The 24,784-nt window shown below is 69.4% G+C and carries 22 protein-coding genes, 1 tRNA gene and 5 pseudogenes; 17 read left to right on the top strand and 11 right to left on the bottom strand.

Annotation, left to right across the window (positions count from 1 at the left end):
• Positions 1–14 precede the first annotated feature (14 nt).
• Complete coding sequence (locus tag KAE78_RS00750; RefSeq protein WP_223171373.1) at positions 15–476, bottom strand: hypothetical protein; 462 nt, start codon at positions 474–476, stop codon at positions 15–17.
• 152 nt (positions 477–628) lie between these two features.
• On the opposite strand from KAE78_RS00750, the gene KAE78_RS18155 reads away from it, so the two are divergent.
• The 6 genes and pseudogenes from KAE78_RS18155 (at position 629) to KAE78_RS00720 (ending at position 7,311) form a co-directional block, all read left to right on the top strand.
• On the top strand, positions 629–1,186 hold the full coding sequence (locus KAE78_RS18155) for a S16 family serine protease (RefSeq protein ID WP_317451804.1): 558 nt from the start codon (positions 629–631) through the stop codon (positions 1,184–1,186).
• 19 nt (positions 1,187–1,205) lie between these two features.
• Positions 1,206–4,121: a UPF0182 family protein gene (locus tag KAE78_RS00740; protein ID WP_223171372.1), complete on the top strand. Its 2,916-nt coding sequence runs from the start codon at positions 1,206–1,208 to the stop codon at positions 4,119–4,121.
• A gap of 118 nt (positions 4,122–4,239) precedes the next feature.
• A complete protein-coding gene (locus KAE78_RS00735) occupies positions 4,240–5,262 on the top strand; it encodes a hypothetical protein (protein WP_223171371.1) in 1,023 nt (340 codons plus the stop codon).
• Complete coding sequence (locus KAE78_RS00730) at positions 5,262–6,158, top strand: hypothetical protein (protein WP_223171370.1); 897 nt, start codon at positions 5,262–5,264, stop codon at positions 6,156–6,158. The genes KAE78_RS00735 and KAE78_RS00730 overlap by 1 nt, the downstream gene beginning before the upstream one ends.
• A 75-nt stretch (positions 6,159–6,233) precedes the next feature.
• Positions 6,234–6,307: transfer RNA gene (locus KAE78_RS00725), tRNA-Met, on the top strand.
• A gap of 213 nt (positions 6,308–6,520) precedes the next feature.
• Positions 6,521–7,311, top strand: a pseudogene (locus KAE78_RS00720) (carbon-nitrogen hydrolase family protein).
• A 64-nt stretch (positions 7,312–7,375) separates the two neighbouring features.
• Here the strand turns inward: KAE78_RS00720 and KAE78_RS00715 are convergent.
• Positions 7,376–8,589: pseudogene (locus KAE78_RS00715) on the bottom strand (aminotransferase class I/II-fold pyridoxal phosphate-dependent enzyme).
• Positions 8,590–8,684: 95 nt separating this feature from the next.
• Here KAE78_RS00715 and KAE78_RS00710 point away from each other — a divergent pair.
• The 5 genes from KAE78_RS00710 to KAE78_RS00690 are packed head-to-tail and all read left to right on the top strand — an operon-like array spanning position 8,685 to position 11,331.
• A complete protein-coding gene (locus KAE78_RS00710) occupies positions 8,685–8,912 on the top strand; it encodes a hypothetical protein (protein WP_223171369.1) in 228 nt (75 codons plus the stop codon).
• Positions 8,913–8,932: 20 nt separating this feature from the next.
• Complete coding sequence (locus KAE78_RS00705; RefSeq protein WP_223171368.1) at positions 8,933–9,850, top strand: S1C family serine protease; 918 nt, start codon at positions 8,933–8,935, stop codon at positions 9,848–9,850.
• Positions 9,823–9,999, top strand: a complete 177-nt coding sequence (locus tag KAE78_RS00700) for a PDZ domain-containing protein (RefSeq protein ID WP_223171367.1) — start codon at positions 9,823–9,825, stop codon at positions 9,997–9,999. The genes KAE78_RS00705 and KAE78_RS00700 overlap by 28 nt, the downstream gene beginning before the upstream one ends.
• A 47-nt stretch (positions 10,000–10,046) precedes the next feature.
• A complete protein-coding gene (locus KAE78_RS00695; RefSeq protein ID WP_223171366.1) occupies positions 10,047–10,241 on the top strand; it encodes a hypothetical protein in 195 nt (64 codons plus the stop codon).
• Positions 10,234–11,331: a CDP-glycerol glycerophosphotransferase family protein gene (locus tag KAE78_RS00690; RefSeq protein WP_223171365.1), complete on the top strand. Its 1,098-nt coding sequence runs from the start codon at positions 10,234–10,236 to the stop codon at positions 11,329–11,331. Before KAE78_RS00695 ends, KAE78_RS00690 begins: the two co-directional genes overlap by 8 nt.
• Before the next feature lie 168 nt (positions 11,332–11,499).
• On the opposite strand, the gene KAE78_RS18150 is transcribed toward KAE78_RS00690, so the two are convergent.
• The gene (locus KAE78_RS18150; RefSeq protein ID WP_317451803.1) at positions 11,500–11,649 is read right to left on the bottom strand and encodes a hypothetical protein; all 150 of its coding nucleotides are present in this window, start codon (positions 11,647–11,649) and stop codon (positions 11,500–11,502) included.
• A 212-nt stretch (positions 11,650–11,861) separates the two neighbouring features.
• On the opposite strand from KAE78_RS18150, the gene KAE78_RS18145 reads away from it, so the two are divergent.
• Positions 11,862–12,386, top strand: coding sequence for a CDP-glycerol glycerophosphotransferase family protein (locus KAE78_RS18145; protein WP_317451802.1), 525 nt, complete (start codon positions 11,862–11,864; stop codon positions 12,384–12,386).
• Positions 12,383–12,748, top strand: coding sequence for a CDP-glycerol glycerophosphotransferase family protein (locus KAE78_RS18140; RefSeq protein WP_317451801.1), 366 nt, complete (start codon positions 12,383–12,385; stop codon positions 12,746–12,748). The genes KAE78_RS18145 and KAE78_RS18140 overlap by 4 nt, the downstream gene beginning before the upstream one ends.
• On the opposite strand, the gene KAE78_RS17045 is transcribed toward KAE78_RS18140, so the two are convergent.
• The gene (locus KAE78_RS17045) at positions 12,745–12,870 is read right to left on the bottom strand and encodes a hypothetical protein (protein ID WP_262927690.1); all 126 of its coding nucleotides are present in this window, start codon (positions 12,868–12,870) and stop codon (positions 12,745–12,747) included. The two genes, KAE78_RS18140 and KAE78_RS17045, sit on opposite strands and share 4 nt — an antisense overlap.
• Before the next feature lie 98 nt (positions 12,871–12,968).
• Between KAE78_RS17045 and KAE78_RS00680 the strand changes: the two are divergent.
• Positions 12,969–13,934 (top strand): annotated as a pseudogene (locus KAE78_RS00680) (GlxA family transcriptional regulator).
• Positions 13,935–13,966: 32 nt separating this feature from the next.
• On the opposite strand, the pseudogene KAE78_RS19150 reads toward KAE78_RS00680, so the two are convergent.
• Positions 13,967–14,996: pseudogene (locus tag KAE78_RS19150) on the bottom strand (glycosyltransferase family 2 protein); the annotation flags it as partial.
• A gap of 95 nt (positions 14,997–15,091) precedes the next feature.
• Here KAE78_RS19150 and KAE78_RS00665 point away from each other — a divergent pair.
• Positions 15,092–16,510, top strand: coding sequence for a CDP-glycerol glycerophosphotransferase family protein (locus KAE78_RS00665; RefSeq protein ID WP_317451800.1), 1,419 nt, complete (start codon positions 15,092–15,094; stop codon positions 16,508–16,510).
• Here the strand turns inward: KAE78_RS00665 and KAE78_RS00660 are convergent.
• The 3 genes and pseudogenes from KAE78_RS00660 to KAE78_RS00650 all read right to left on the bottom strand — a co-directional run bounded on the left by KAE78_RS00660 (position 16,417) and on the right by KAE78_RS00650 (position 19,559).
• Positions 16,417–17,942, bottom strand: a pseudogene (locus KAE78_RS00660) (tripartite tricarboxylate transporter permease). The gene KAE78_RS00665 and the pseudogene KAE78_RS00660 overlap by 94 nt on opposite strands.
• A gap of 163 nt (positions 17,943–18,105) precedes the next feature.
• Positions 18,106–18,579, bottom strand: a complete 474-nt coding sequence (locus tag KAE78_RS00655; RefSeq protein ID WP_223171362.1) for a tripartite tricarboxylate transporter TctB family protein — start codon at positions 18,577–18,579, stop codon at positions 18,106–18,108.
• Positions 18,576–19,559 carry a Bug family tripartite tricarboxylate transporter substrate binding protein gene (locus tag KAE78_RS00650; RefSeq protein ID WP_223171361.1) on the bottom strand — a complete coding sequence of 328 codons (984 nt, stop codon included), beginning with the start codon at positions 19,557–19,559 and terminating at the stop codon, positions 18,576–18,578. Before KAE78_RS00650 ends, KAE78_RS00655 begins: the two co-directional genes overlap by 4 nt.
• Positions 19,560–19,656: 97 nt before the next feature.
• On the opposite strand from KAE78_RS00650, the gene KAE78_RS00645 reads away from it, so the two are divergent.
• Both KAE78_RS00645 and KAE78_RS00640 read left to right on the top strand, forming a co-directional pair.
• Positions 19,657–20,661 carry a histidine kinase gene (locus KAE78_RS00645; RefSeq protein WP_223171360.1) on the top strand — a complete coding sequence of 335 codons (1,005 nt, stop codon included), beginning with the start codon at positions 19,657–19,659 and terminating at the stop codon, positions 20,659–20,661.
• The gene (locus KAE78_RS00640) at positions 20,598–21,713 is read left to right on the top strand and encodes a response regulator (protein WP_223171359.1); all 1,116 of its coding nucleotides are present in this window, start codon (positions 20,598–20,600) and stop codon (positions 21,711–21,713) included. The genes KAE78_RS00645 and KAE78_RS00640 overlap by 64 nt, the downstream gene beginning before the upstream one ends.
• Before the next feature lie 90 nt (positions 21,714–21,803).
• Here KAE78_RS00640 and KAE78_RS00635 read toward each other — a convergent pair whose 3' ends face one another.
• The 3 genes from KAE78_RS00635 to KAE78_RS00625 form a co-directional block, all read right to left on the bottom strand.
• Positions 21,804–23,117 (bottom strand): HNH endonuclease, encoded by a 1,314-nt coding sequence (locus KAE78_RS00635; RefSeq protein WP_223171358.1) that lies wholly within the window; start codon positions 23,115–23,117, stop codon positions 21,804–21,806.
• Positions 23,118–23,178: 61 nt separating this feature from the next.
• Complete coding sequence (locus KAE78_RS00630; RefSeq protein ID WP_223171357.1) at positions 23,179–23,433, bottom strand: hypothetical protein; 255 nt, start codon at positions 23,431–23,433, stop codon at positions 23,179–23,181.
• A 246-nt stretch (positions 23,434–23,679) separates the two neighbouring features.
• A complete protein-coding gene (locus KAE78_RS00625; protein WP_223171356.1) occupies positions 23,680–24,720 on the bottom strand; it encodes a hypothetical protein in 1,041 nt (346 codons plus the stop codon).
• Positions 24,721–24,784 lie beyond the last annotated feature (64 nt).

The following is a 24,784-nucleotide window of genomic DNA, read 5'->3' as shown; positions in this document are numbered from 1 at the left end:
CTGTGGGAACTACGCTAGTTGCAGGTTTCTGGGTGCGGCCCGACAGTGCGCAGATCCGTGTACGCCGCTCGCGAACGGCATCCGAGGAGGACTCTTGGCGCAACCCCCGCCCGTCGGTTCGGCATCGGCATGTGGGCGCTCGTCGTGGCCTTGGTGGGCTTGGTCGTGCTGACCTTCCTGCCGACGCCGTACGTGATCCAGCGCCCCGGTCCCGTGTACGACACCCTGGGCGCCGCCAGGGCGAGCGATGGTTCCGAGATCCCGCTCATCCAGGTCGACGGCGCCGAGACCTTCGAGACCGGCGGCGCCCTGCGCCTGACGACGATCGAGGTCGTCGGCAACCGCGAGCGGCCGCCGTCGTGGTTCGAGCTCGCGCTCGCCTGGGTCGACTCCTCCCGTGCCGTCGTCCCGATCGACACGATCTTCCCGGAGGGCGTCACCTCCGAGCAGCGCAACGAGCGCAACGCGGCGCTCATGGACGAGTCGCAGAACGAGGCGACCGCCGCGGCGCTGCGCGAGCTGGGCTTCGAGGTCCCGCCGAGGTCGAGGTCCTGGGTCTCGCCGAGGGTTCGCCGTCCGAGGGCTGCTGGAGGAGGGCGACCTGCTGCGGTCGCTCAACGGCCTCCCCTTGACCTCGTCGTCGGACCTGCGCGCCCAGATCCAGGAGCACGGGGGAGAGCGCCTGACCTTCGCGGTCGCCCGCGGCGGCGAGGAGATCTCCGTCGAGGTCGTGCCGGAGCAGGCGACCCAGGCCGGGGAGACCTCCTGGGTCATCGGCGTCTACCCGCTGACCCACTACGAGTTCCCGATCGACGTGACGATCCAGCTCGACAACGTCGGCGGCCCCAGCGCCGGGCTCATGTTCGCCCTGGGCATCATCGATCAGCTGACCCCGGGCGAGCTCACCGGAGGCGAGGACTTCGCCGGGACCGGCACGATCGACTCCGACGGCGCCGTGGGGCCCATCGGCGGCATCCGACAGAAGCTCTACGGGGCACGGGATGCCGGCGCCGAGTTCTTCTTCGCCCCCGAATCCAACTGCGGCGAGGTCGTCGGGCACGTCCCGGACGGTCTGCAGGTGATCCGCACGGCCACGCTCGAAGAGGCGCTCGAGGCGCTCGAGGTCATCGCGAACGACGGCGACGTCGAGGCGCTTCCCTCCTGCTCCACAGCCGACGCATACTGATCACGCATAGGATGGAACCGTGACCACGACCTCAGCGCCGAACACGGCCACGCCCCAGCCCTCCCGACGTATCCTCACGATCTCGCTGGCGATCATCGCCGCCCTGATCGTGGCGTTCTTCACGTTCGCCTCGCTCTTCACCGAGTACCTCTGGTTCGACCAGCTCGGCTTCGAGCGGGTCCTGACGACGCAGTGGATCGCCACGGCCGTCATGTTCGTGATCGGCTTCCTCGGAATGGCGATCCCGCTCTTCGTCGCGATCCAGCTCGCCTACCGGCTGCGCCCGGTCTACGCGCGTCTGAGCTCGCAGCTGGACCGCTATCAGGAGGTCGTCGAGCCGCTGCGGCGCCTGGCGATGTGGGGCATGCCGATCTTCTTCGGCCTGTTCGCGGGCTTCGCCGCCGCCGGCAACTGGCAGACGGTGTGGCTCTGGTTCAACGGCGTCGCGACATCCGATCTCGACCCGCAGTTCGGCATGGACACGGGGTTCTACCTGTTCGCGATGCCCTTCTACTCGAGCCTGCTCGCCTTTATCTCGGCGGTGCTCCTGCTGAGCCTGCTGATCACGGCCTTCGTCTCCTACCTCTACGGCTCGGTGCGCATCGGCCAGGGTGAGCTGCGCATCTCCAAGGCCGCCCGCATCCAGCTCGCGGTGCTGGCAGGTCTCTACCTGATCGTGCAGGCCGCAAGCCTGTGGCTCGACCGCTACAAGACCCTCGTGACCCCCGAGGACCGCATCACCGGTGCCGCGTACACGAGCGTGAACGCGACGATTCCGGGTCTGGCGATCCTCACGGTCCTGGCCGCCGTCGTCGCGATCCTCTTCTTCGTCACGGCCGTCATCGGTCGTTGGCGCTTCCCGCTGGTCGGGACGGGTCTGCTCATCGTCGTCGCCCTCGTCGTCGGCGTCGGCTACCCCTGGGTCGTCAACACCTTCACGGTGCGTCCGAACCAGAACAGCGTGCAGGCGGAGTTCTACCAGCGCAACATCGACGGCACCAAGAACGCCTACGGCATCGACGGGCTGACCAAGACCCCGTTCCAGGCCGCCACCGAGGCCGAGGCGGGTCAGCTGCGCGAGGACGCCGAGACCACCGCGTCGATCCGCATCATCGACCCGGCGATCATCAGCCCGACCGTGCGCCAGCTCGAGCAGTACCGCGCCTACTACCAGTTCCAGAACAACCTCGACGTCGACCGCTACGAGATCGACGGCGAGATCCAGGACACGGTCGTCGCCGTGCGCGAGCTCAACCTCAACCAGCTCGGCGACGGCGACAGCTGGAACAACCGCGCCGCGGTGTACACCCACGGATACGGCCTCGTCGTCGCCGCGGGCAACCAGCGCACGAGCGACGGCGAGCCGGTCTTCCTCGAGCGCGGCATCCCGACCGCGGGCTTCCTCACCTCGAGCGAGAACTTCGAGCCGCGCGTCTACTTCGGCGAGGCCTCGCCGCTCTACTCGATCGTCGGTGCGCCGGAGGGCTCGGAGCACGTCGAGATCGACTTCCCGCGCGGTCAGGACGGCGCCAGCGAGACCAAGACGACCTTCACCGGCGACGGCGGTCCTCGCATCGGCAACACCTTCGTGAAGATGCTCTACGCGCTGAAGTTCCAGTCCGAGCAGATCCTCTTCTCCGACCTCGTCAACGAGGAGTCGCAGATCCTCTACGACCGCGACCCGCTCACCCGTGTGCAGAAGGTCGCCCCCTACCTCGAGCTCGACAAGGACCCGTACCCGAGCGTCGTGGACGGGCGGATCGTCTGGATCGTCGACGGCTACACGCTGGCCTCGACCTACCCCTACTCGACGAGCGTGAGCCTGTCGGAGGCGATCTCGGACTCGAACATGCCGCAGCCGAGCTTCACGATCGACGACATCAACTACATCCGCAACTCCGTCAAGGCCACCGTCGACGCCTATGACGGCGCGGTGACGCTGTACGCCTGGGACGACGAGGACCCGATCCTCCAGGCCTGGCAGAAGGTGTACCCCGGCACGATCAAGCCGATGTCGGAGATGTCCGGCGAGCTCATGAGCCACGTGCGCTACCCGACCGACCTGTTCAAGGTGCAGCGCAACATCCTGGGCGTGTACCACATCGACGACGCGCGCTCCTTCGCCCAGCAGGACAACCGCTGGCAGACGCCGAACGATCCGCGCAGCGAGCAGAATCTGCAGCCGCCGTATTACCTGTCGATGCAGATGCCCGGCCAGGACTCGCCGCGCTTCTCGATGTTCTCGACGTTCATTCCGGCGTCGCAGGGCGCACAGAGCCGGAACGTGCTCATGGGCTACCTCGCGGCGGATTCGGATGCCGGCTCCACTCCGGGGGAGAAGGCCAACGGCTATGGTCAACTGCACATGCTGGAGATCGACGCCGACACGACCGTGCCCGGTCCCGGTCAGGTGCAGAACACCTTCGACTCCGACACGGCGATCGCCCAGCAGCTGAACGTCCTCCAGCTCGGCCAGTCCGAGGTGCTCTACGGCAACCTGCTGACCCTGCCCGTCGGCGGCGGACTGCTCTACGTCCAGCCCGTCTACGTGCAGTCCTCCGAGGGCACGCAGCTTCCGCGTCTGCAGAAGATCCTCGTCGCCTTCGGCGACAGGATCGCCTTCGAGGACACCCTCACCGAGGCGCTCGACGTGCTCTTCGGCGGAGACTCGGGAGCCTCGGCCGGCGATGGCGACATCGAGCCCTCCGACCCGGAGGAGCCGACGGATCCCGAGACGCCGACCGAACCCACCGACCCCACCGAGCCGACGGAGCCGACGGTTCCGGCGACGGACTGGGACGCCGCGCTCCAGCAGGCGCAGCAGGCGATGATGGACCGCGACGCGGCCCTGCGCCAGGGAGACCTGGAAGCCTTCGCCGAGGCCGACAAGCGCCTGACGGAGGCGGTGACGATCCTTTTGGAGCTCGCGGACTGATCGGACGGTACTTCCCCTGTCGGCGGTGTCTTTTGTAGTGTGAAGGACAACGCCGACAGCCTGTCTAGGGGAGAGCATGTCCAGTATCGTCTCGGGGGTATCGTCGGCGGCGCGCTCCATGCGCAAACGCGGAATGCTCGTCTGGGGGATCATCATCCTCCTCATCTGGCTGGCGTGCTCGCTCGGGTTCGCCGCGCTGATGGTTCAGACCGGAGCGGACTTCCTCTCGGGGTTCGTGTTCGGTCAGACGATCGGGTTCATCTTCTTCCTGCTCGGGCTCATCCTGTTCCTCATCGGGTTCTTCGCCGAGCTCAAGGCGAGCCGGTTCAATCGCCGCGACATCGCTCAGGCGAACGCGCTGCACCACCGGCTCGTGGAGTTCGCGCAGACTCCGCGTCAGGTCATGTACAGCGTTCCGGATGATGTGAGCGTCAGCGGTGCCCGGATCATCGAGATCGAGCGGCACTTCGATCAGCAGACCGAGGGCGCCATCACCGGAGCGATGGAGACGAGCATGAGGATGTTCGCCACCTCCTTCGGGGCATCGTCGTCGAGCACGTATGCGACAGGCGATGACACGGCGCGCAGCTTCGGCACGAGCGTGTCGACGACCTCGGGCAGTCTCAGCGGGACGACGATCGCCAATCTCTCCCTCAGTCAGACGACCCGCGCCAATCTCATGGGTGATGCGCTCTTCGCCGTCTTCGAGGTGGACGGCAACGACACCTATCGGGTCGTGTCCATGTCGGCGCCGGGCGTACGCGACTGGATGGCAGAGATGATCACCGCCGTCTCGGAGTACTACGGCGGGCAGGCGACGCACTCCGGCGGCGTCGTGGCCGCCTGGGTGCCGACTCTGACCCAGAACTACGGCCCGCAGGACGTCTCCTACGCGACGGACCGGCTGAAGGCGCTCGCCGCACGTCCTTACGAGGACCGCGACGAGGTCCTGCTTTCCGGGACGACGATCGGCCGCAACGCCATGATCGCCACGCACATGCGCATCGGGGAGGCGGCGCCTCTGGAGCTTCTGCCGGCGGCCTTCCCCTCGGCGCTGGGCGCGGCGCTGGGGACGGCGAGTGCGGGCGCCGTGGGCGCGGCCGTCGCCGCACACGCGATCGGTCCCGCGGAGACGCGCTGATGCGGGCCGCCGTCGCGCCCGTGGTCGCCGGCACGTGCGCGCTGGCGCTTCTGTTCGTGGGATGTGCCGGCGGATCCGTGCCGGAGACGCCCATCGAGGAACCCACCGTCACTGCGGCACCGGAGGCACCCGTCGAGGAACCGGTCGTGACGAAGGCGACGATCGTCGCATGGGCGGAGAACGCAGAGTGGTCTTTCGCCGCCGACGGCCTCTGGGAGCCCGAGACGGTCGCGCTGCAGGACGGCGAGGGTGACGACGAGTACCTGCGCACCTACACGCTCGGCGAGGCCGTGGAAGGCGATGCCGATGGCGACGGCGTGGTCGACGTCGTGATCCCGATCACCCAGCTCGACGGCAACGCCATGCACGTGCTCTGGTACGTCTGGCTCGGCCGGGACGACGCGGCCTCGGGGGAGCAGCCCGCCGACCAGCTCGTCTACCCGATCGCACGCATGAGTCGCTGCGGCGACACCGTGCACGAGGTCACCGCGCTGGACGTCGGCTTCCGCATCGAGCAGACGCTCTGGATGCCGCACACCGACGCCGGCCGCGACTGTGCGAGCGGGGGAACGGGGGAGCAGACGCGTGACGTCGTCGTCTCCGAGATCGACGGGGATCCCTACCCGATCCAGGTGGCGCCTCTCGAGGCCTGGGGAGGCGTCTGCCCGCGCAGCGAGTGGCTCGACGGCATCCTCGATGAGGGATTCGACATCCGGGCGGCTGCCGCGGCATCCGCTCCCGTGGTCGTGGACGCGAGCGAGACCGTCGGGCTCTACGAACTGCCCGAGGCGCCTCTCCTGACGGCCGGCGGGCAGCGGTTCTTCGGATTCCAGACGGAGGAGCTCATGGCGGACTCGGAGAATCCGATCCGGATGCACTGCGGCTTCTACGGCTGAGAGTGGGGTTTCTTCGGCTGAGAGCGGCCCCGAGATGCTGCATCTCGTTTCGCATGCTAGAGTTAATTCTTGTGCCGCGGGGTGGAGCAGTTCGGTAGCTCGCCGGGCTCATAACCCGGAGGTCGTAGGTTCAAATCCTGCCCCCGCAACGAAAAGGCGAAGGCCCGGTCCGCAAGGATCGGGCCTTCGCCTTTTGGCTCGTGGGTGTCGCTTTGGGGATGCTGGGCCCGCAGCGCCGAGAGGCTCCGCGTGGCGCGAAGCGACACGGGGAGGGCGCTGTGGTGCTTCAAATCCTGCCCCGCAACCAAGGGAAAGACCCGGTCTCGTATGAGGCCGGGTCTTTTTGTTGGCAGGATGGTGCCATGCCCACCGTCGCCGTCTGCCAGTTCGCGCCCACCGCCTCGAGGGACCAGAACCGTGCGCGCATCGCGGAACTGACCGCGGAGGCGGCCGCGCGTGGGGCGACGCTCCTGGTCTTCCCCGAGTACTCCAGCTACTTCGTCGCGACCATGGACGAGACGCTCGCCGAGAACGCCGAGCCGGTGGACGGCCCGTTCACGCAGGCGCTGCAGGCGCTGGCCGCCGAGCACTCCGTGACGATCGTCGCCGGCCTCGTCGAGGAGGCGGCGGTCGGCCGCGTGCGCAACACCGTCGTCGCCGTCGATGCGAGCGGCATCCGCGCCTCCTACCGCAAGCAGCACCTCTACGACGCCTTCGGGCAGACCGAGTCGGACTGGGTGGAGCCGGGAGAGCTCACCGCGCCCGAGACGTTCGAGTTCGACGGGCTCCGCATCGGGCTCATGACCTGCTACGACCTGCGCTTCCCCGAGGTGGCACGGACGCTCGTGGATGCCGGCGTCGACGTCCTCGTCGTGCCGGCCGAGTGGGTGCGCGGTCCGCTCAAGGAGCACCACTGGGAGACGCTGCTCACCGCGCGTGCGATCGAGAACACCGTGTACGCGGTCGCGGCCGATCACCCGGCCCGGTGGGAGTGGGGCACTCGATGGTCGTGGATCCGCAGGGCGTGAAGACCGCCTCGGTGGGGACCGAGGAGGGGATCGCGGTCGCGGCGCTCGATCGGACGGTGATCGAGCGGGTGCGGGAGGTCAATCCGGCGCTCAGGCTGAGACGGTACAAGGTCGTTCCGGGCTGAGGGTCTTGAGGTCGCTTCGCGACCCGTTTGCCGTGCGTTTCGACGACGCCCTCTCGGGCTTCGCTCAACGACCGGGGGCGACCCTGAGCCCGGCGAGTCGCTCGGCCGCGTCCTCGAGCACCTCGACGCGTTTGCAGGCGGCGAAGCGCACGAGTCCGGCGTACTCGGCCTGCCGCGGCGCACCCACGAACGCCGTGAGCGGAATGGCCGCGACGCCCGCCCGTTCGGGGAGGGTGCGGCAGAATGCGGCGGCATCCGATCCTCCGACCGCGGAGGCGTCGGCGACGGTGAAGTAGCCGCCCCGCGGGGGCACGACCTCGAATCCGGCCGCCCGCAGTCCCTCGCCGAGCACCTCGTGCTTGCGGGCGAGGGTCTGGGCGGCCTCTGCGAAGTACTCGTCGCCCAGCCGCAGGCCCACGGCGATGGCCGGTTGGAAGGCCGAGCCGTTCACATAGGTCAGGTACTGCTTGACGGTCAGCACCGCGGTGATGAGCTCCGCCGGGCCGTGCACCCAGCCGATCTTCCACCCCGTCGTGTTGAAGGTCTTGCCGCCGGAGGAGATCGTCAGCGTGCGCTCGGCGGCCCCCGGGATCGTCGCGATCGGCACGTGAGGTTCTGCGAAGGTCAGATGCTCGTAGACCTCGTCGGTGACGATCACGGCGTCGTGGAGCGCGGCCAGGCGCACGATCTCCGCCCGGGCCTCCGGCGAGAAGACCACGCCGGTGGGATTGTGCGGGTCGTTGACGAGGATGATGCGGGTGCGGTCGGTCACCGCATCCGCCAGCGCGTTCAGGTCCGGCTGGAAGTCCGGACGCCGCAGCGGCACGGGCCGCAGCCGCGCGCCGGCCAGGGCGACGGCCGCGGCGTAGGAGTCGTAGTAGGGCTCGAAGACGACGATCTCATCGTCGGGGAGTCGATGAGGGCGAGGAGCGTCGCCGTCAGCGCCTCGGTCGCCCCGGCCGTGACGATGACCTCGGTGGCCGGATCCACGTCCAGGCCGTAGAAGCGCCGCTGATGCTCGCTGATGGCGTCCAGAAGGTCGGGGATGCCGCGCCCGGGCGGGTACTGGTTGACGCCGCGTGAGATCGCCTCCCGGGCCGCCTCGAGCACCTCGGCCGGGCCGTCCTCGTCGGGGAACCCCTGCCCGAGATTGATCGCGCCCGTGCGGGCCGCGAGGGCGGACATCTCTGCGAAGATGGTGGGCGCGATGCTGCCATCGGCGGAAAGCAGTCCTGCTCCCGCGGCGGTGCGGCGCCAGGCTCCCGGAATCTCACTCATGCGATCCAGGGTATGGCCATAGGAGAATTTCACCACCGGCATAAGAAACACACAGCCTGACCCGTCAGTCTGAGAGGGCATCGTAAGGAGCACACATGAACGAGACCAGCCCGCAGCCTGACTTCCAGAGCCAGCCCACGGTTCCGCTGAATCCCGAGTATCCCGGGCACCGGATCCCGGCGACCTTCGGCTCCACGCCCGCTGCTGCTCAGGCCGAGCCGAAGAAGCCCTCCGGGCGGGCAAGGCGACGGCGCTGCTCGTCGCGGCCGCGCTCGTCGGCGGTGCCGCCGGCCTCGGCGGCAGCTATCTCGGCCAGGCGCTGAACCCGACGCCCGGCTCGAGCGTGGTGAGCGGCCCCGGCACGGTCACCGTCAACAACCCCGGCTCGGTCAACGAGACCACCGCGATCGCCGCGCGGGTGCTGCCCTCGGTCGTGACGATCGAGGTGTCGGGGCGCTCCTCCGGCGGCAGCGGTTCGGGCGTCATCCTCAGCGAGGACGGCTACATCGTCACGAACACCCACGTGGTGACCCTCGACGGCGCCGCGGCCGACCCCCGCATCCGCGTCACGACCTCCGACGGGCGCATCCTCGAGGCGACGATCGTCGGCACCGACCCCGTCTACGACCTCGCCGTCATCAAGGTCGAGGGCGTCAGCGACCTCACCCCGATCGAGTTCGCCGACTCCTCCGCGCTCAACGTCGGTTCCACCGCCGTGGCCATCGGCGCCCCGCTGGGTCTGTCCAATTCGGTCACCACCGGCATCGTCAGCGCCCTGAACCGCAGCATCTCCATCGCCTCCTCGGCGCTTCCCGACCGCGGCACCTCGGAGGACGAGAGCGACGCGACGGAGGAGGACGACCTCTTCGAGTTCCGCTTCCCGGGGCAGCAGGGCAGCTCGGGCGAGCGGATCTCGATCGCCGTGATCCAGACGGATGCCGCCATCAACCCCGGGAACTCCGGCGGTGCGCTCGTGGACAGCGAGGGCAGGCTCATCGGCATCAACGTGGCGATCGCGACGGCGAGCGGAAACTCGACCGAGGCGGGCTCCATCGGCCTCGGCTTCGCGATCCCCTCCGACATCGCCCAGCGCGTCGCCGCCGAGATCATCGAGACCGGCCAGGCCACGCACGGCCTGCTGGGCGCGGTGGTGCAGTCCGCGTCGACCGTCGACGGCACGACCGTGGCCGGCGCCTACATCGCCGATGTCACCCGGAGGGTCCTGCGGCAGGGGTGGGCCTGCGCACGGGCGACATCGTGACGCACTTCAACGGCGTGCCGATCACGAGCGCGAACGACCTGACCGCCCAGGTGCGGGCCGTCGCCGCGGGCAGCGAGGCGACCGTGACCTATGTGCGCGATGGCCGCAGCCTCGAGGTCGAGGTGACCCTCGGCACGCTGGAGCTATGAGCACCCGCGTTCCCTGAGCAAGGGCGCCCTCCGCGATAGGCTCGCGGGTGGCGTCCTTCTCTTTCGGCGCGGGCAACCTCGGCAAGCTCCTGCGCATCCCGTTGTACCTCGCGGGCCGCATCGGTGTGCTGCTGGTCCCGAGAGGGCGTGTGTGGGTCTTCGGCTGCGGGCCGGCATCGGTGATGGTGCGCTCGCGCTCTGGAACGTCGTCCGCGCCCACGGGCACGACGCGGTGTGGTTGACGGGTTCGGATCAGGAGGAGTCGGATGCCGCGGCACTCGGCATCCGGACCCTCCCAAGAACGGGCTGCGGGGCTGGTGGGCCACCGCCCGTGCCGGGGTCGTCGTGGTCACGCACGGCTTCGGAGACGTCAACCGCTACGCGACGGCCGATGCCTTCGTCGTGCAGCTGTGGCACGGCATCCCGCTCAAGCGCATCGGACTGGATTCGCCCGAGACCACGCGGCTCCCCGCCTTCCCGGGGTCGCGCTTCGGCGAGCGGCTGCTGCGGGCGCTGTACCGCCGCGCCGCGCAGCGGATCCAGGTCCTGCCGGCCGCCTCGCACCGGTCCCGCGGGCGCCTGGAGTCGGCGTTCGGGCTTCCGCCGGGCGCGTCGTGGTCACGGGGAGCCGCGCGTGGACGTGCTCTCGGCCGGGGCTCCCGCACAGCGGCGGAAGGCGGCATCCGATCGCCTGCACGCTGTGCTCGGAGACACCGGCCCGCGGGTAGGAACACCCGCCATATCCTGTACGCGCCGACCTGGCGCGATGGCGCACCCGATCCGGCGGTGCCGAGCGCGGCGGAATGGGTGCAGATCGTCTCGCTGTTGGAGCGTCGGGAGGCCGTGCTCCTCGTGCGGCCGCATCCGCTCGGTGCCGGGGCGTACACGCCGCCGTTCCCGACCCGGCGCGTGCGCATGCTCACCTCGGACATCGTCGCCGATGTCGCTCCGCTCCTGCCGGCGATCGACGTGCTCGTGACCGACTACTCCTCGCTCGTCTTCGATGTCGGCCTGCTGGCGATGCCGGTCGTGCTTCTCGCGCCGGACGCGGCCGAGTACGCGCGGACACGCGGCTTCTACGGCCGTTTCGAGGATGTCGCGGGGTCGGATGCCGCGGGGCCTGGCCGGAGGTCGTCGCCGAGCTGGAGCGACTGCTCGGTCACCCGAAAGTCTTCACGGCCCGTTCCGCGCGATCGCGTACGCTCAGCGAACAGATGCATGCGTATCGTGATGGACGAGGCGCTGAGCGGGTGTACGAGGTGGCGCTGCGCCGCAGCGGCCTCGCACCGGAGGGAGCACGATGACCGCCGTTCACATCGACGAGACCGCTGAGACCCTGGTCGTCTCCGGCCTCGGGCCCAAGCCGGCCTCGGCGGCGCTCGACGGGCCGCGGGCCCGCGTCACCGCGCGGGTGACCGGCGGCGGAAAGACCTGGAAGGCGACGTTCCCTCTCGTCGCATCGCGCTGGGGCGGACCCGAGCTGCCGTTGCCGGCAGGCGTCTACGAGCTGTCGATCGAGGGCGAGGCGCTGGATGAGCTCTCGGCGCCGCCGACGCTCCTGACGGGCCTGCGCGTCGCGGTCGAGGGTGCCGCCGTCATGATCGCGCCGCCGATCGCCGTCGAGTACGAGTCGCCCGAAGGGCAGTCCACGCTCGAGCTGCGCTATGCGGCCGCATCCGGGGGTACGGAGAACGCGGTGTTCTTCGAGACGTTCTACGGGCGTTCGGTGGGGTGCAATCCGCTGGCGATCGACCGCGAGATCGCTAGGCGGATGCCGGAGGTCACCCGCTACTGGAGCGTCGTGGACCTGTCGGTTCCGGTGCCCGAGGGGCGATCGCGATCGTCGAGGGGACGCCGGAGTGGTGGCGGGCGCGGGGGCGGCACGCCTTCTCGTCGTCAACGAGTGGCTGCGGCGCCGTTTCACGCGCAAGCCCGGCCAGAAGGTGCTGCAGACCTGGCACGGCACGCCGCTCAAACGCCTGGGCCTGCACCGGCCGGGGTTCGATCCGCGCCGGATGGCGGCCGTCGTGAAGGAGTCGCGCCGCTGGGACGTGCTGCTCGCGCAGAACGTCTACGGTGCGCGGGTGCTGGGCAGGGCCTACGCGTTCCTCGGACTGCTCGGCGTGGGGAGCAAGCCGATCTGGGTCGAAGGGTACCCGCGCAATGATGCGCTCGTCACGGGGGACGCCGCCGCGGTGCGGGCGTCTCTCGGCATCCGATCCGACGAGCGGGTGATCCTGTACGCGCCCACCTGGCGCGACGACCGCGAGGAGATCGTCGACTTCGTGGATCCGGAGGAGCTCGCCGAGCAGGCCGACGCCGTCGTGCTCGTGCGCGGGCACTCGCGGACGCTCCTGCCCGGGCGGGATGCGACGGGGCGCGGGTGATCGATGTGACCGGCTTCCCCGAGACCTCCCTGCTGCTGCTCGCGGCCGATGCGCTCGTGACCGACTACTCCTCGGTCATGTTCGACTTCAGTGTGACGGGCAAGCCCATGTACTTCCTCGTTCCCGATCTGGAGCACTACCGCGGGAAGCTGCGCGGGTTCTACTTCGATCTGGCCGAACGCGCCCCCGGTCCGCTCGTTCGCTCGCAGTCCGAGCTCGTCGAGGCGCTGGGTCAGAGAGGGCTGGAAGACGCGTACGCGGAGCGCTACGCCGCCTGGCGACGCCAGTTCAACGCGCACGACGACGGAAGGTCGGCGGAGCGCGTGGTCGATCGGATCATCGACCAGGGGATGCTGGGTTAACTCTTCTCCGCCACGCGCGACCAGTCGGTCGGCACGGCACGGAATCCGTCGCGTCCCAGCTCGACGACGGTGGCGATGGCGCCCCAGAGTGCGAGGGCGGCGATGAGGATGACAATGAACATGGCAGAAACGCTACGCTTGAACAAATCGTGCCAAAAGTGGCAGACTGGACATAGTCCGTAGGAAAACTGCCAGCTTGGTGACTGAGGAACGGGGAACCATGAAGACCGTCGCGTGCATCCTTCAGGAGGGGTTCGCCCCGTTCGAGTTCGGCGTCGCCTGCGAGGCGTTCGGCCTTGACCGCTCCGACGACGGCGTGCCGAACTTCGACTTCCGCGTCGTGACCGCCGAGCCCGGGGCGGTAGCGTCGAACGTGGGCTTCTCCGTCAACGTCGAGGATGATCTGTCCTTCGCCTACGAGGCCGATCTCGTCGTGGTGTGCCCGCTGCCGCGCACCAAGTGGGCGTCGAGCGATCCGCGCGTCCTCGATGTCGTCCGGCATGCGGCCGCCCGCGACGCCTGGCTGCTCAGCGTGTGCAGCGGCTCCTTCGTCCTCGCCGCCGCGGGCGTGCTGAACGGACGGCGGGCGACGACCCACTGGAAGTACGCCGACGCGATGGCGAGGATGCATCCGCAGATCGCGGTCGATCCCGACGTCCTCTTCGTGCAGGACGGGCGCATCATCACCAGTGCGGGTACGGCGGCCGGCCTCGACGCCTGCCTGCACCTGCTGCGCCAGGAGATCGGCGCCGAACTCACCAATCGTGTGGCCCGGCGCATGGTCGTGCCGCCGCAGCGCGACGGGGCCAGGCGCAGTACATCGACCGGCCCCTTCCGGAGGGGCAGGGCGACTCTCTCTCGGTCGTCACCGATTGGGCGATCGAGCACCTGCGCGAGGATCTGACCGTCGAGAGCCTGGCAGCGCATGCCCACATGTCCCGCGAACCTTCGCGCGTCGGTTCAAGGCCGAGCACGGGGCGACTCCGGCGGCGTGGCTCGCGCGTCAGCGCATCATCCAGGCCCAGCGGATGCTGGAGCAGACCGATCTCGGGTTGGACGCGATCGCGGTGGAGTGCGGGTTCGGCTCGGCCGCGGTGCTCCGGCAGAACTTCGCGCGCGTGCTCGGCACCACCCGACCGCGTATCGCATGACGTTCTCCTGCACGAGGAGCGAATCGGCCGCGTGAGAGCGCGGGTCGGGAACGCGCCCGACCTGCTCAGGGAGGGGTGTGTTGCGGGTGCCCAGGCGCGAGGTGTCGACCGTGTCGTCTGCACCGCGCAGCACCCCGACGAGGAATCCCGCTCCCCACGCCAGATGCATCGTGGGCAGCACCACGAGTGTCCACGCTCTCTCGAGGGGGTGCGCGGCGGGTCTCCGCGACGGGCGGGCACGGCCGCCATCACCAGGACCAGGGCGACATATGCCACGAGGGGATATAGGCGGCGCTCGTGAGGATTCCGGTCAGTCCGCTCAGCACGCCGGTGATCTGCAGCACGGCGATGACGAGGGCGACGGCGAGGTTCAGCACGAGGGCGGGTGGTGCGAAGAACCGGATGCCGTTGCGCCGGCCGTAGCGGCGGACGAGCTCGCCGCGCCAGGTGCCGGTGGCCCGGAACTGGCGCGCCAGGCGCCACCAGCTCTCGCGGGCCAGTAGGTGACCGCCAGTGTCGGGTCGAACCAGACGCGGTGGCCGGCCTGTCGGATGCGAAGGTTGAGCTCCCAGTCCTCACCGCGGCGGATCGTCTCGTCGAAGAGCCCGACCTCGTCGAGAACCTCCCGGCGCATGATGCCGAGATAGGCCGACTCGGCCTCACCCTCGCGGGCACCGCCGTGATAGGCGCCGCCCCGAGGCCGGCGGGGAGTTGTAGGCGCGGGCGACGGCGCGCTGGAAGGCCGATCTGCCGTCGGCGCGCATGATGCCGCCGACGTTGGCGGCGCCCGTGCGCGCGAGCGTCTCGAGCCCGCGCCGGGCGTAGCCGGGCGACAGCTCGGAGTGCGCGTCGACGCGGATGATCGTCGGGTGACGGCTGGTGCGGATCGCGGCGTTGAGCCCGACCGGGATGTGCGCGGCGGGGTTGTCGACGAGCACGATGCGGGCATCCGATTCCGCGAGTTCATGGGCGAGCTCGGTCGTGCCGTCGGTGGAGGGGCCGAGCGCGAGGACGAGCTCGGTCGGGCCGTCGACCTCCTGCGAGAGCACGGAGGCGACCGCGTGCTCCAGGTAGTCGCGCTCGTTGAGCACGGGCATCACGAAGGACACGCCTCCGGGGTGGGGATTCTCGCCATCGTGCACCCGTCGATCATGTCACGTGGAGCGCCTCGCAGCCTGAGTAGGCTGGAGGGATGGGATTCGTGTCGGATGCGCGCAAAGGCTATCGGCTGCTGAAGAGGGCCGTCGCAGCGCGGGCTTCGGCGCAGCGTATCCGGCAGCGGTTCGCCGATCAGGAGCCGCACGCGCCGGGTCGATTCCGGATCGCGGTGTACTTCGCCGATTCCTCGGTGAACATGTACCAGATCCGCCAGTGGTACCGGCCGTTGCAGGAGCTCTCCCACACCCACGAGGTCGTCGTGCTGGCCCGCTCCGCGGTGGGTGCCGAGGCGCTGCTCGATGACGGCGAACTGCCGGTCGTGCACCTGCCGACCATCCGTGATCTGGAGGCGTACATCGCCACCCAGGACATCCGGATCGTCCTGTATGTGAACCAGAACACCCGCAACTTCCAGATGTTCCGCTACGGGCATCGCTGGCACGTCTTCATCAACCATGGCGAGTCCGACAAGGTCTACATGGTCAGCAATCAGTTCCGCTCCTACGACTACGCCTTCATCGCCGGGGAGGCGGCGCGTGCGCGCCTCTCGAAGGCGCTGTGGAACTACGACGTCGACACCCGGACGATCCAGATCGGGCGGCCGCAGGCCGACCACTTCTCCGCGACGGTGCCGTATCCCGACGACGACCGCACGGTCGTGCTGTACGCGCCGACCTGGGAGGGCGATCGCGCCTCGATGAGCTACGGCTCGATCCGCACGCACGGCACCGAGCTCGTGCGACAGGTGCTTGCGAGCCCCGGTCATCGCCTGATCTACCGCCCGCATCCGCGCAGCGGCGTGATCGACCCGGAGTACGGTGCGGCGAACAAGGACATCATCCGCGCGATCGCGGAGGCGAATGCGGCCGACCCCTCGGCGCACCATGTGTACGACGACGGCCCGGAGGTGGGCTGGCAGCTCGCCGCGGCCGATGTCGCGGTCCTCGACATCTCGGCGATGATCTACGACCGTCTGGCCACGGGCAGGCCGCTCATGGTGACCCGCCCGCCGATCCGGAGGCCACGGTCGACGAGACCGGCTATCTGTCGGTGTGCGAATGGCTCACGGCGGAGGCCGCGCGCGACTCCCTCGCGGAGATCGAGCGCGTGCGGACGGATGCCGCGGCCACCGAGCGGCTCGCGACCTGGTCGCAGCACTACTTCGGCGACACGACGCAGGGCGTCGCGACGGAGAAGTTCCATGCGGCGATCGAACAGCTCCTGGCCGAATGGGACAAGTGGTACGCGCTCATGCCCGCCGTCGTCATCGATCAGGACGACGACGCCGAGGCGGCCGCGGAGGAGTCCGACGTGCCGATCGTGGAGCTGTAGGCATCCGCCGCCCCTGAGTCATCCGCCTCAGACGTGCAGCGCGAGCTCGCGGCGCTTCGCCCGCGCCCGCCGCATGTGCTGCACGACGCTGAACGTCACGGCGATCGCGAGGATCACGTAGAGCACGACCGGCACGGGCGACGACACCAGGATCGACAGGTTCCCCTCGGAGACGGCCAGGGCGCGGCGCAGCTGGGTCTCCGCCACCGGCCCCAGGATCGCCGCGATCAGCACGGGGCGAGCGGGATCGAGAAGTGCCGCATGACGAGCCCGACCACGCCGATGATCAGGGCCATCCACAGATCGGCGATGCGCGAGGCGATCGCGTAGACGCCGAGCATCGCGACGACCGTGATCCCCGCGTAGAGGTAGTGGCGCGGGATGACCAGGAGCTTCGCCCAGAGCGCGGCGAAGGGCAGGTTGATGATGAGCAGGATCACCAGCCCCAGGAAGAAGCTCGCCATGAGCGGCCAGACCAGGTGCGCACCGCGCTCGAAGAGCAGCGGGCCGGGCTGCATGCCGTACTGCTGGAAGGCGGCGATCATCATGGCCGCGGTCGCCGAGGTCGGAAGGCCGAGGGCCAGAAGGGCGCCCATCGCCGTGCCTGCCGTCGCGTTGCCGGCCGCTTCTGGGGCGGCCACCCCTGGATCGCGCCGCGTCCGCCGAAGTCGGGGTCCTTGCGGCGCTGGGCGAGGCGCTTCTCGGTGCCGTAGGCGAGGAAGGTGGGCACCTCGGAGCCGCCGACCGGGATCGCCCCGAACGGCACGCCGTATCCGGTGCCGCGGAGGAACGCGGGCAGGGCCTTGCGCCAGTCGCTGCGGGTGAGGAAGGGCGAGCCGTGCGCGTCCAGCGGTACGGCCACGCCGCCGCGGCGGCGGATGTAGGTGCCCACGTGCAGCACCTCGCCGATCGCGAGGAGTCCCACGGTGATGACGATGATCGAGATCCCGTCGAACAGGATCACCGAGCCGAAGGTGAAGCGCTCGGCGCCGCTCATCCCGTCGATGCCGACGAGGGCCAGGGCGAAGCCGATGCCCAGGGCGATGAGGCCGCGCACGATCGACTCGGCCACGACGGCGGAGATCGCGACGAAGGCAAAGACGGTGAGGGCGAAGTACTCGGCCGGGCCGAAGATCTTCGCCAGCTCCACGATGTAGGGGAGAAGAAGACGACCAGGGTGCAGGCGATCATGCCGCCGATGAAGGCGCCGATCGCCGAGGTTCCCAGGGCCTTGGCCGCGTACCCCGATTTGGCCATGCGATGGCCCTCGAAGGTCGTGGCGATCGCGGAGGAGTTGCCGGGGGTGTTCAGCAGGATGCCAGCGGTGGAGTCTCCGAACAGGCCGCCGAAGTAGATGCTGGCGAACATGATGAACGCGCCGGTCGGGTCGAGGCTGAAGGTGACCGGAAGCAGAAGCGCCACCGCCATCGCGGAGCCGAGGCCGGGGAGGACCCGACGGCGGTGCCGAGGACGGCGCCGATGACGAGGAAGAGGAGGTTGGACGGGGTGAACGCGACGGCGAAGCCCTCGGCCAGGTTGCTCAGCTGATCCACGGGAACGCTCCTTCCAGGATGCCCGAGGGCAGGGTCAGGCCCAGGCCCGCCGAGAACGCCAGCTGCGTGAGACCGGCGAAGAGTGCCGAGACGGCGATGTCGAAGAGCGGGCGCGTGCTTCCGAACGCCCGGGCGACGACCCAGAAGAGCGCCGTCGAGGCGATCAGCCACCCAGGAAGGGCAGCAGGACGATGAATCCGGCGAGCCCCGCGACCAGGACGGCGAGGGTCTTCCAGTCGATGCCGTCGGTCTCGCGCTGCGCGGCGGCGGCGATCGAGGCCTCGGGACCGACGACCCGCAGTTCGCCGGTGGCATCCAGCGCTCCCAGGTCGCCGAGCAGCTCATGCGAGATCTCGGTCGGGTCGTCGGCGACATGCGCTCGCCGTGTGGACCGCAGGACCTCGACCACGAGCGCGATGCCGACGAGGGCGAGGAACCCGGTCACGATCGCCGGGAAGAACTGCGGGCCCGGGGCGGCGGTGCCCTCGGGGACCTGCATCGTGATCGTGCCGTAGGCGAGCACCGCGGCGAGGGCGAGGACGCCGCCGGCGACGATCAGCTCGCTGCGGCCGGTGAACCACCGGGGCATGCGCTGGACGCGCAGCGCCGAGGTCGAGAGCTCTGTCGTATCGGTCACAGTCCCAGCTCCTTCATCAGTTGTGCAGTGAGGGCGTTCTCGCTGTCGATGAACGCGGCGAACTCGTCTCCGGTCATGAAGCTGTCGACCCAGTTGTTGCGCTCGAGCGTGTCCTGCCATTCCTCGGTGTCGCGCAGTTCGGTGACGATCTCGATGAGCTCGGTGCGGACCTCGTCGCTGATCCCGGGAGGGGCGACGTAGCCGCGCCAATTCGACATGGCCACATCCACGCCCTGCTCGATGAACGTGGGCACGTCGATCCCGTCGATCGGTTCGGCGGCGGAGATCGCCAGTGCCCGGAGGTTGCCCGAGTCGATCTGGTCGCGGAACTCGTTGTAGCCCGACATCCCCGCCTTGGCGGTGTGGGAGAGGAGCGAGGTGACGACCTCGCCCCCGCCCGGATAGGCGATGTAGTTGAGCCGGCGGGCGTCGATGTCGGCGGCCTGGGCGAGCATGCCCGAGAGCAGCTGGTCGATGCCGCCGAGCGAACCGCCGGCGATCGCCGTGCCGCCCGGATCGGTGGCGAGTGCCTCCATGAAGTCGTCGAGCGTCTCGAGCGGAGAGTCGCCGGGGACGACGAGCACGTTGAAGTCGTCGGCGAGCCGGGCGATCGGCACGGTCTGGTCCAGCGTGACGGCGGACTCGTTGAGGATGACGCCGCCGACCATCACGCCGCCGGTGACCATCATCACGTCGTGCCGGTCGCCCATGGTCGCCAGCTGCGCGAGGCCGATCGTGCCGGCGGCGCCGGGGATGTTGATGACCTGTGCCCCGCCGACGATGCCGTTCGCACGGAGACCCTGCTGGGCCTCTCTCGCGAAGGAGTCCCAGCCGCCGCCGGGAGCGGCCGGGGCGATGAGCGTGAGCTTGGTGCGCGGGCTCTCCGCGCCGCCGGATGTGCTCGCGTTCACGGCGGCGAGCGCGAAGACGGCAGCGGCGGCGACTGCCGTGCTGATGGCGATGACCCTGCGACGCGTCATGATCCTCCTTGCGGGACGACGGTGTGACCGCTTGTGTGCGAAGTAGGATTGCAGTCACATCGGAGGGCGGCAATGCGATTCCGAGTTGTGCTCTTTGATGCTCACGGGAGAGACGATGACGTCGGGACGACGAGGGCGGACGCGCAGCGCGGTCGTCGTCCTGCTGCAGTGCCTCATCGTGCTGGCCTGCGTCGGCGTCACGACCGCGATCGCCGTGAACGTGCAGGAGCGCAGCATCCGATCGGCGACGGCGGAGCGGGTGCTCGATGTGGCCTACAGCCTTGCCGAGCTCGATCAGGTGCACGAGGCGATCGGTCTCGAGCGTGCCGAGGCGACGGCGCAGTTGCAACCGCTGGCGACGCTCATCGAGGAGGCGGCGGGCGTCGACTATGTCGTGATCGCCGACGTCGAGGGGGTGCGCCTCACGCATCCGGTTCCCGCGCAGCGCGGAGAGGTCGTCTCGACGGACCCTGCCGAGGTGCTGGCCGGCGAGGTGTTCGTCGGCACCGAGGAGGGGACGCTCGGTCCGACCCTGCGTGCGAAGGTGCCGGTGGTCGTCGGCGGGGAGATCGTGGGGGCGGCATCCGTCGGCATCCTCGAGTCGGAGATCGCGGCGCAGTTCACGCAGGCGTGGTCGAGCCTGATGCCCTGGGTGATCGCCTCGGCGTTGCTCGGAGCGCTGCTCAGCGGCATCCTGAGCGCGGTGCTGAACCGGCGCATCGCGGGCCTGGAGAGGCAGGTGCAGGAGCTGGGGGTGCAGCGCCGGATCGCGGAGGCGCTGCGGGAGCAGACGCATGAATTCCGCACCCGCATGCACATCGTGCACGGTCTCGTCTCCGCAGGTGAGCGGGAGGAGGCGCTGGAGTACATCGCCTCTACTGTACCGATCGATGACGGCGTCGAACGCAGTCTGCCGATCGCGGATGCGCGTCTGCGGGCGCTGTTCGGGGCGTTGGCGACGGAGCTGTCCGAGTGGGGTGCGCGGATGCAGGCGGATGTCCCCGACGATCTGGGCATGCCGACCTCGGTGACGACGGGATGGTGGTCGTTGCGAATCTGTGCCGCAATGCGGGAGAGGCCGGGGCGACCAGCGTGCGGGTGACGCTGGAGCGCGCGGTGGGCGGCGTGCGTGTCGTCGTGGACGACAACGGCCCGGGCGTGCCGGCGGAGCTCGGCACGAGTATCTTCCAGCGGGGCGTGAGCACCAAGGCCGATGCGACCGGGATGGGTCGCGGGTGGGGCTGGATGCCGTGCACAGCGCCGTGTCGGCGCGTGGCGGCACGATCGAGGTGGGGCGGTCGTCGCTGGGCGGGGCGCGCTTCACGGTCGAGCTGCCGCCGCCTGGGGTGCGGCATGAGCGCGGTCCACGATGCCTCGGAGATCCGCACGCTCATCGTCGACGACGATCCTGCGGCGCGGCGGCTGCACTCACGGTTCGTGTCGGATGCCGAGGGCTTCGTGGTCGTGGGCACCGCCGGGCGCGGTGAGACGGCGGTGCGGGAGGCGTCCCGGGCGGACGTGGACCTGGTGCTGCTGGACATCCAGCTGCCCGACTACAGCGGCGTGGAGGTGCTCAACAGGCTGCGGGCGGTGCGCGGGGGAGCCGTGGACGTGATCGTGGTGAGCTCTGCGCGGGACCGGGTCACGGTACGTCAGGTGGCGTCGGCGCATGTCTTCGGATACCTCGTGAAGCCGTTCACGCGGGAGGCGCTCCTGGCGCGTCTGGAGGAGTATCGGGAGTCGCGGCGGTCGCGTGCCGAGGAGGAGCGGGATCTTGCCCTGGGACAGGGGGAGATCGATCGGCTGATCGGGGGACGCGCTCCGGAATCGGCGGTCGGTGGTGCGATATCTCGGTCTGGTGCTGCGCGGTCTGGGGCGGCGTCTGGTGCAGCGTCGTCTGGTGCCGAATCGTCCGCCGCATCCGGGTCCCCGCTGCCGAAGGGACTGTCGGAGGTGACGCTCGCGCAGGTGGTCGCGCAGCTGGATCCGGTGAGCCCGGTCACGGTGCTGGACCTCGCCGCGCGTGCGGGTCTGTCGCGGGCGACGGCTCGTCGCTACCTCGACCACCTCGTGCAGATCGGTGCCGTGGACATCTCGCATCGCTACGGCAGGCGGGGGCGTCCCGAAGTGCTGTACCGGCGCGCGCCGGGATAGCGCCGTGCGCCGAGATCGCGCCGCGCACCACGGGGAAGCCGCCACCGGGCACGCAGAATCACGTGTCGGCGCGGAGCATGACTTCGGCTCTCAGGCGAAGACGACGCGCGCGGGCGGTTCGTCGATGTAGATCCTGCCGGCAGGGCTGATCCACTCGAGCACGCCGTGGGAGAGTTGTCGAACCGACCATCGATGTCGGTCGGGCAGATCCGGATGCTTGAGCGTGTGGTGCCCTTTGCAGAGGTGACAGAGATTGCATACCGCTGTCGGTCCGCCTCGTGCGTGGTCGTGATTGTGGTCGATTTCGCAGCGGACGGCCGCCAACCGGCATCCGGGGAATCTGCAGTGCTGGTCGCGGGCGCGGAGGAGTCTTCGCATCTCCTCGGTCGGACGATAGCGATCGGTGCTGACCACGGCATCCACGGTCGGATCGATGAAGAGCCGATCCCAGCCCGTGGCCTGAGCGGCGAGTTCGCGGACGAGTTCGGGATCGATGAGCCCCACGCCGTCGAGCTCGGCGACAGCGACCTCGTCATCGCCCGTGAGGCCGGCGAGGGAGCGGATCGGGATCGTCACCTGCACGCGAGGACGGATCGCCTCGATCGCCGTGCTGTCGATCGTGCTCGGGTCGACCGTGAGCAGGATGTCGGCGGCGATGTCTGCACGGATCTGGTCGAGCGTGCGCCGGTCGCGATCGCGGTTGCCGTCGTCGCCGACTGTCGTGCCGAAAGCATCGGCCGCGGCCTTCTGGACGTGCTTGGCGAGTTGCGTGACGCGGTCGACGGCCGCGTGGGCGAGGAGGGTGGGCAGCGTGAGGGTGAGATCGCTCATCCCGTCGTCGAAGTCGACGATGCGGACTCCGCGCTCTTCACGGGCCTTGCGGTGTCGGGTGGGCAGATCGACGGGGAACATCTTCTGTGCGAGCGCGCGTGCGTGGGCGCGGGTGCGGCGCGCAGTTGTCAGGGAGGCGCGATCGAGCACCAAGGCCTCGAACTCGGCGACCTTCTGCTCGGGAGCGTCAGGCGGCAGGGGCACCTGCGCGATCTCGCGTGCGTGTTGGATGGAGATCTCGCCGTCGGCGAGTGCCTGATGCGTCTGCGGCAGGCGGTTCACGAGATGGTGCGATTCGTAGGCCATCGCCTCGACCGTGCGCTGCGGCATCTGGGCGGTCGCGGCGAACTCCGCCGTCATCGAGCGGATCGGGATCTCTCGGGCTTCCGACCCGCCGGTGAGCTGGCTCGACTCGTCGATCGCGGCGTCGAGCGCGGAGGCGAGGATCTCTGCGCACTCGGCCTCGAGCCGCGCGATCTCGGCGCGCTTGGTGGCCCACGCGCTCAGCTGCCGGTCGCGCTCGACCTCTGCGGCACAGCCACCGCTGCTGTCGGAGTAGCCTCGTTTATCCATGCGTCAATGATGACAGGGTCCTCCGACATTCATCGAAGATAAATACGAAGTCAATTGGATCTCACACCACGAACCGCCACACATACTCAAGCCCGTCCGACGGCCGGAACCACGCGACCGCCACCACGATCGAGTCGAGGTCGGCGCCGCAGAGACACAGTTCGAAGGACTCGCCGGGCGCGAGCTGCCCGAGCAGGTCGGTGTCGCCGACGCATCGCGCATCGTCGTAGGTGACGCGCACGAAATCGGCCGGCTCGGCGCCATCGTTGTGGACGATCGGATGCGCTTCGTCGCCGCGATCGACGCGCCACGGCACGCGATAGGCGAGGGGAGCGGGGGACTCGAAGGGGTCAAGAGGTCTCAGCATGCCGCGACGCTATGAGCGGGCACCGACAGCTCTTACAGCGAGAGGAGACCCGCCGCCGGGACCTGGGGAATACTCGGCGAAAGCCGCGATGGTGGAGAGGACGTCGGGACCTCTCGCGGCGTTCTCACCGCGTTTCGTCACTTCGACGCGCTGCGCTTGCTCAGTACACCGCTCGGTCGCCTGCGGCGTCCTCGCTCAACGACCGGGAAGAGTCTGGTCGCGGGTGGTCTCGTCCGACGACCGGGAGGAGTCCCGGTCATCGGTGCCGTCGCGGGGCACCCGGAAGGACCCGTGTTCCTCGGCCTCCGCGGTGAGTTCGTCGTGCGAACCGCGCCTGCCGACCTTCCGCGCTGCGGATCCGACACCGCGCGCCGCCGCACCCACACCGCGCGCCGCGACCCCGGCGGCACCGGCGACGGCGCCTCCGACGAATCGGGCGCCGTTCAGCATCCGATACTCCAGACGCAGGGTGCCCGGCACCGGTTCGAGGTCGGCGGGAAGCTCGGCCGGCGCCTGTCCGAACGCGCGCCGCGAACTCGTCAGCACGCGGCGGCCCAGGATGTTGTTGCCCGCGCCGCCGATCGCCGCACCCACGCCGAAGGGCAGCGCCTTGCCGATGAAGGAGGCCCCGCCCTTGCCGGCGAACTGGCGGATGAAGCTCTTCTTGAGCTGATCGGCCAGCGGCCCGACCGCCGCGCGCGGCAGCGATGAGGTGACGATCTCACCCCAGTAGGAGGAGCGCACCGCGCCCTTGCCGGCGGCCTGCTTCGCGAGCTGCGCGACGAGGTCGACGCCCTCCTTGCCGAGCATGAGGGTCATCACGAGGGCCCGGGCGCGGTCGGGGTTGTTCACGGGGATGCCGTGCACCTCGGCGACCGACTGCGCGAACAGCGTCGTCGATTCGACGAAGCCGACCGTCTCGACGCCCGACAGGGCGAGCGTCACGCCCGTGCCGATGCCGGGGATCACCGCCGTGGCGCCGACCGCGGCACCGCCCGTGGTCACCGCGGCCAGATAGCGACGCTCGAGGATGCGCACGATCTGGGCGGGTGTCGCATCCGGATGCCGGAGACGGATGCTGCGGATGTGCGCCAGCACGAGCGGTCGCTGGATCGCCAGCACCCGATCGAGTCCGCGGATCGTCAGCGGATGCTCGGGGGAGCCGTGCGGAGGCACGCCCTTGTCCCACGGCGCGTCGCCGGGGAGGGAGTGGATCGTGTGCACCTTCTTGGCCATCAAGAGGAAGTCTAGAGACGGATGCCGGAAAGTTGCCCACAGCGTGCTTGCGCTGCGTGCCGAC

It is taken from the genome of Microbacterium sp. NIBRBAC000506063, from assembly GCF_017968845.1.
GTDB lineage: Bacteria > Actinomycetota > Actinomycetes > Actinomycetales > Microbacteriaceae > Microbacterium.
The sequence above is the reverse complement of the archived record's forward strand: the minus strand, read 5'-3'. Positions and strand labels throughout refer to the sequence as shown.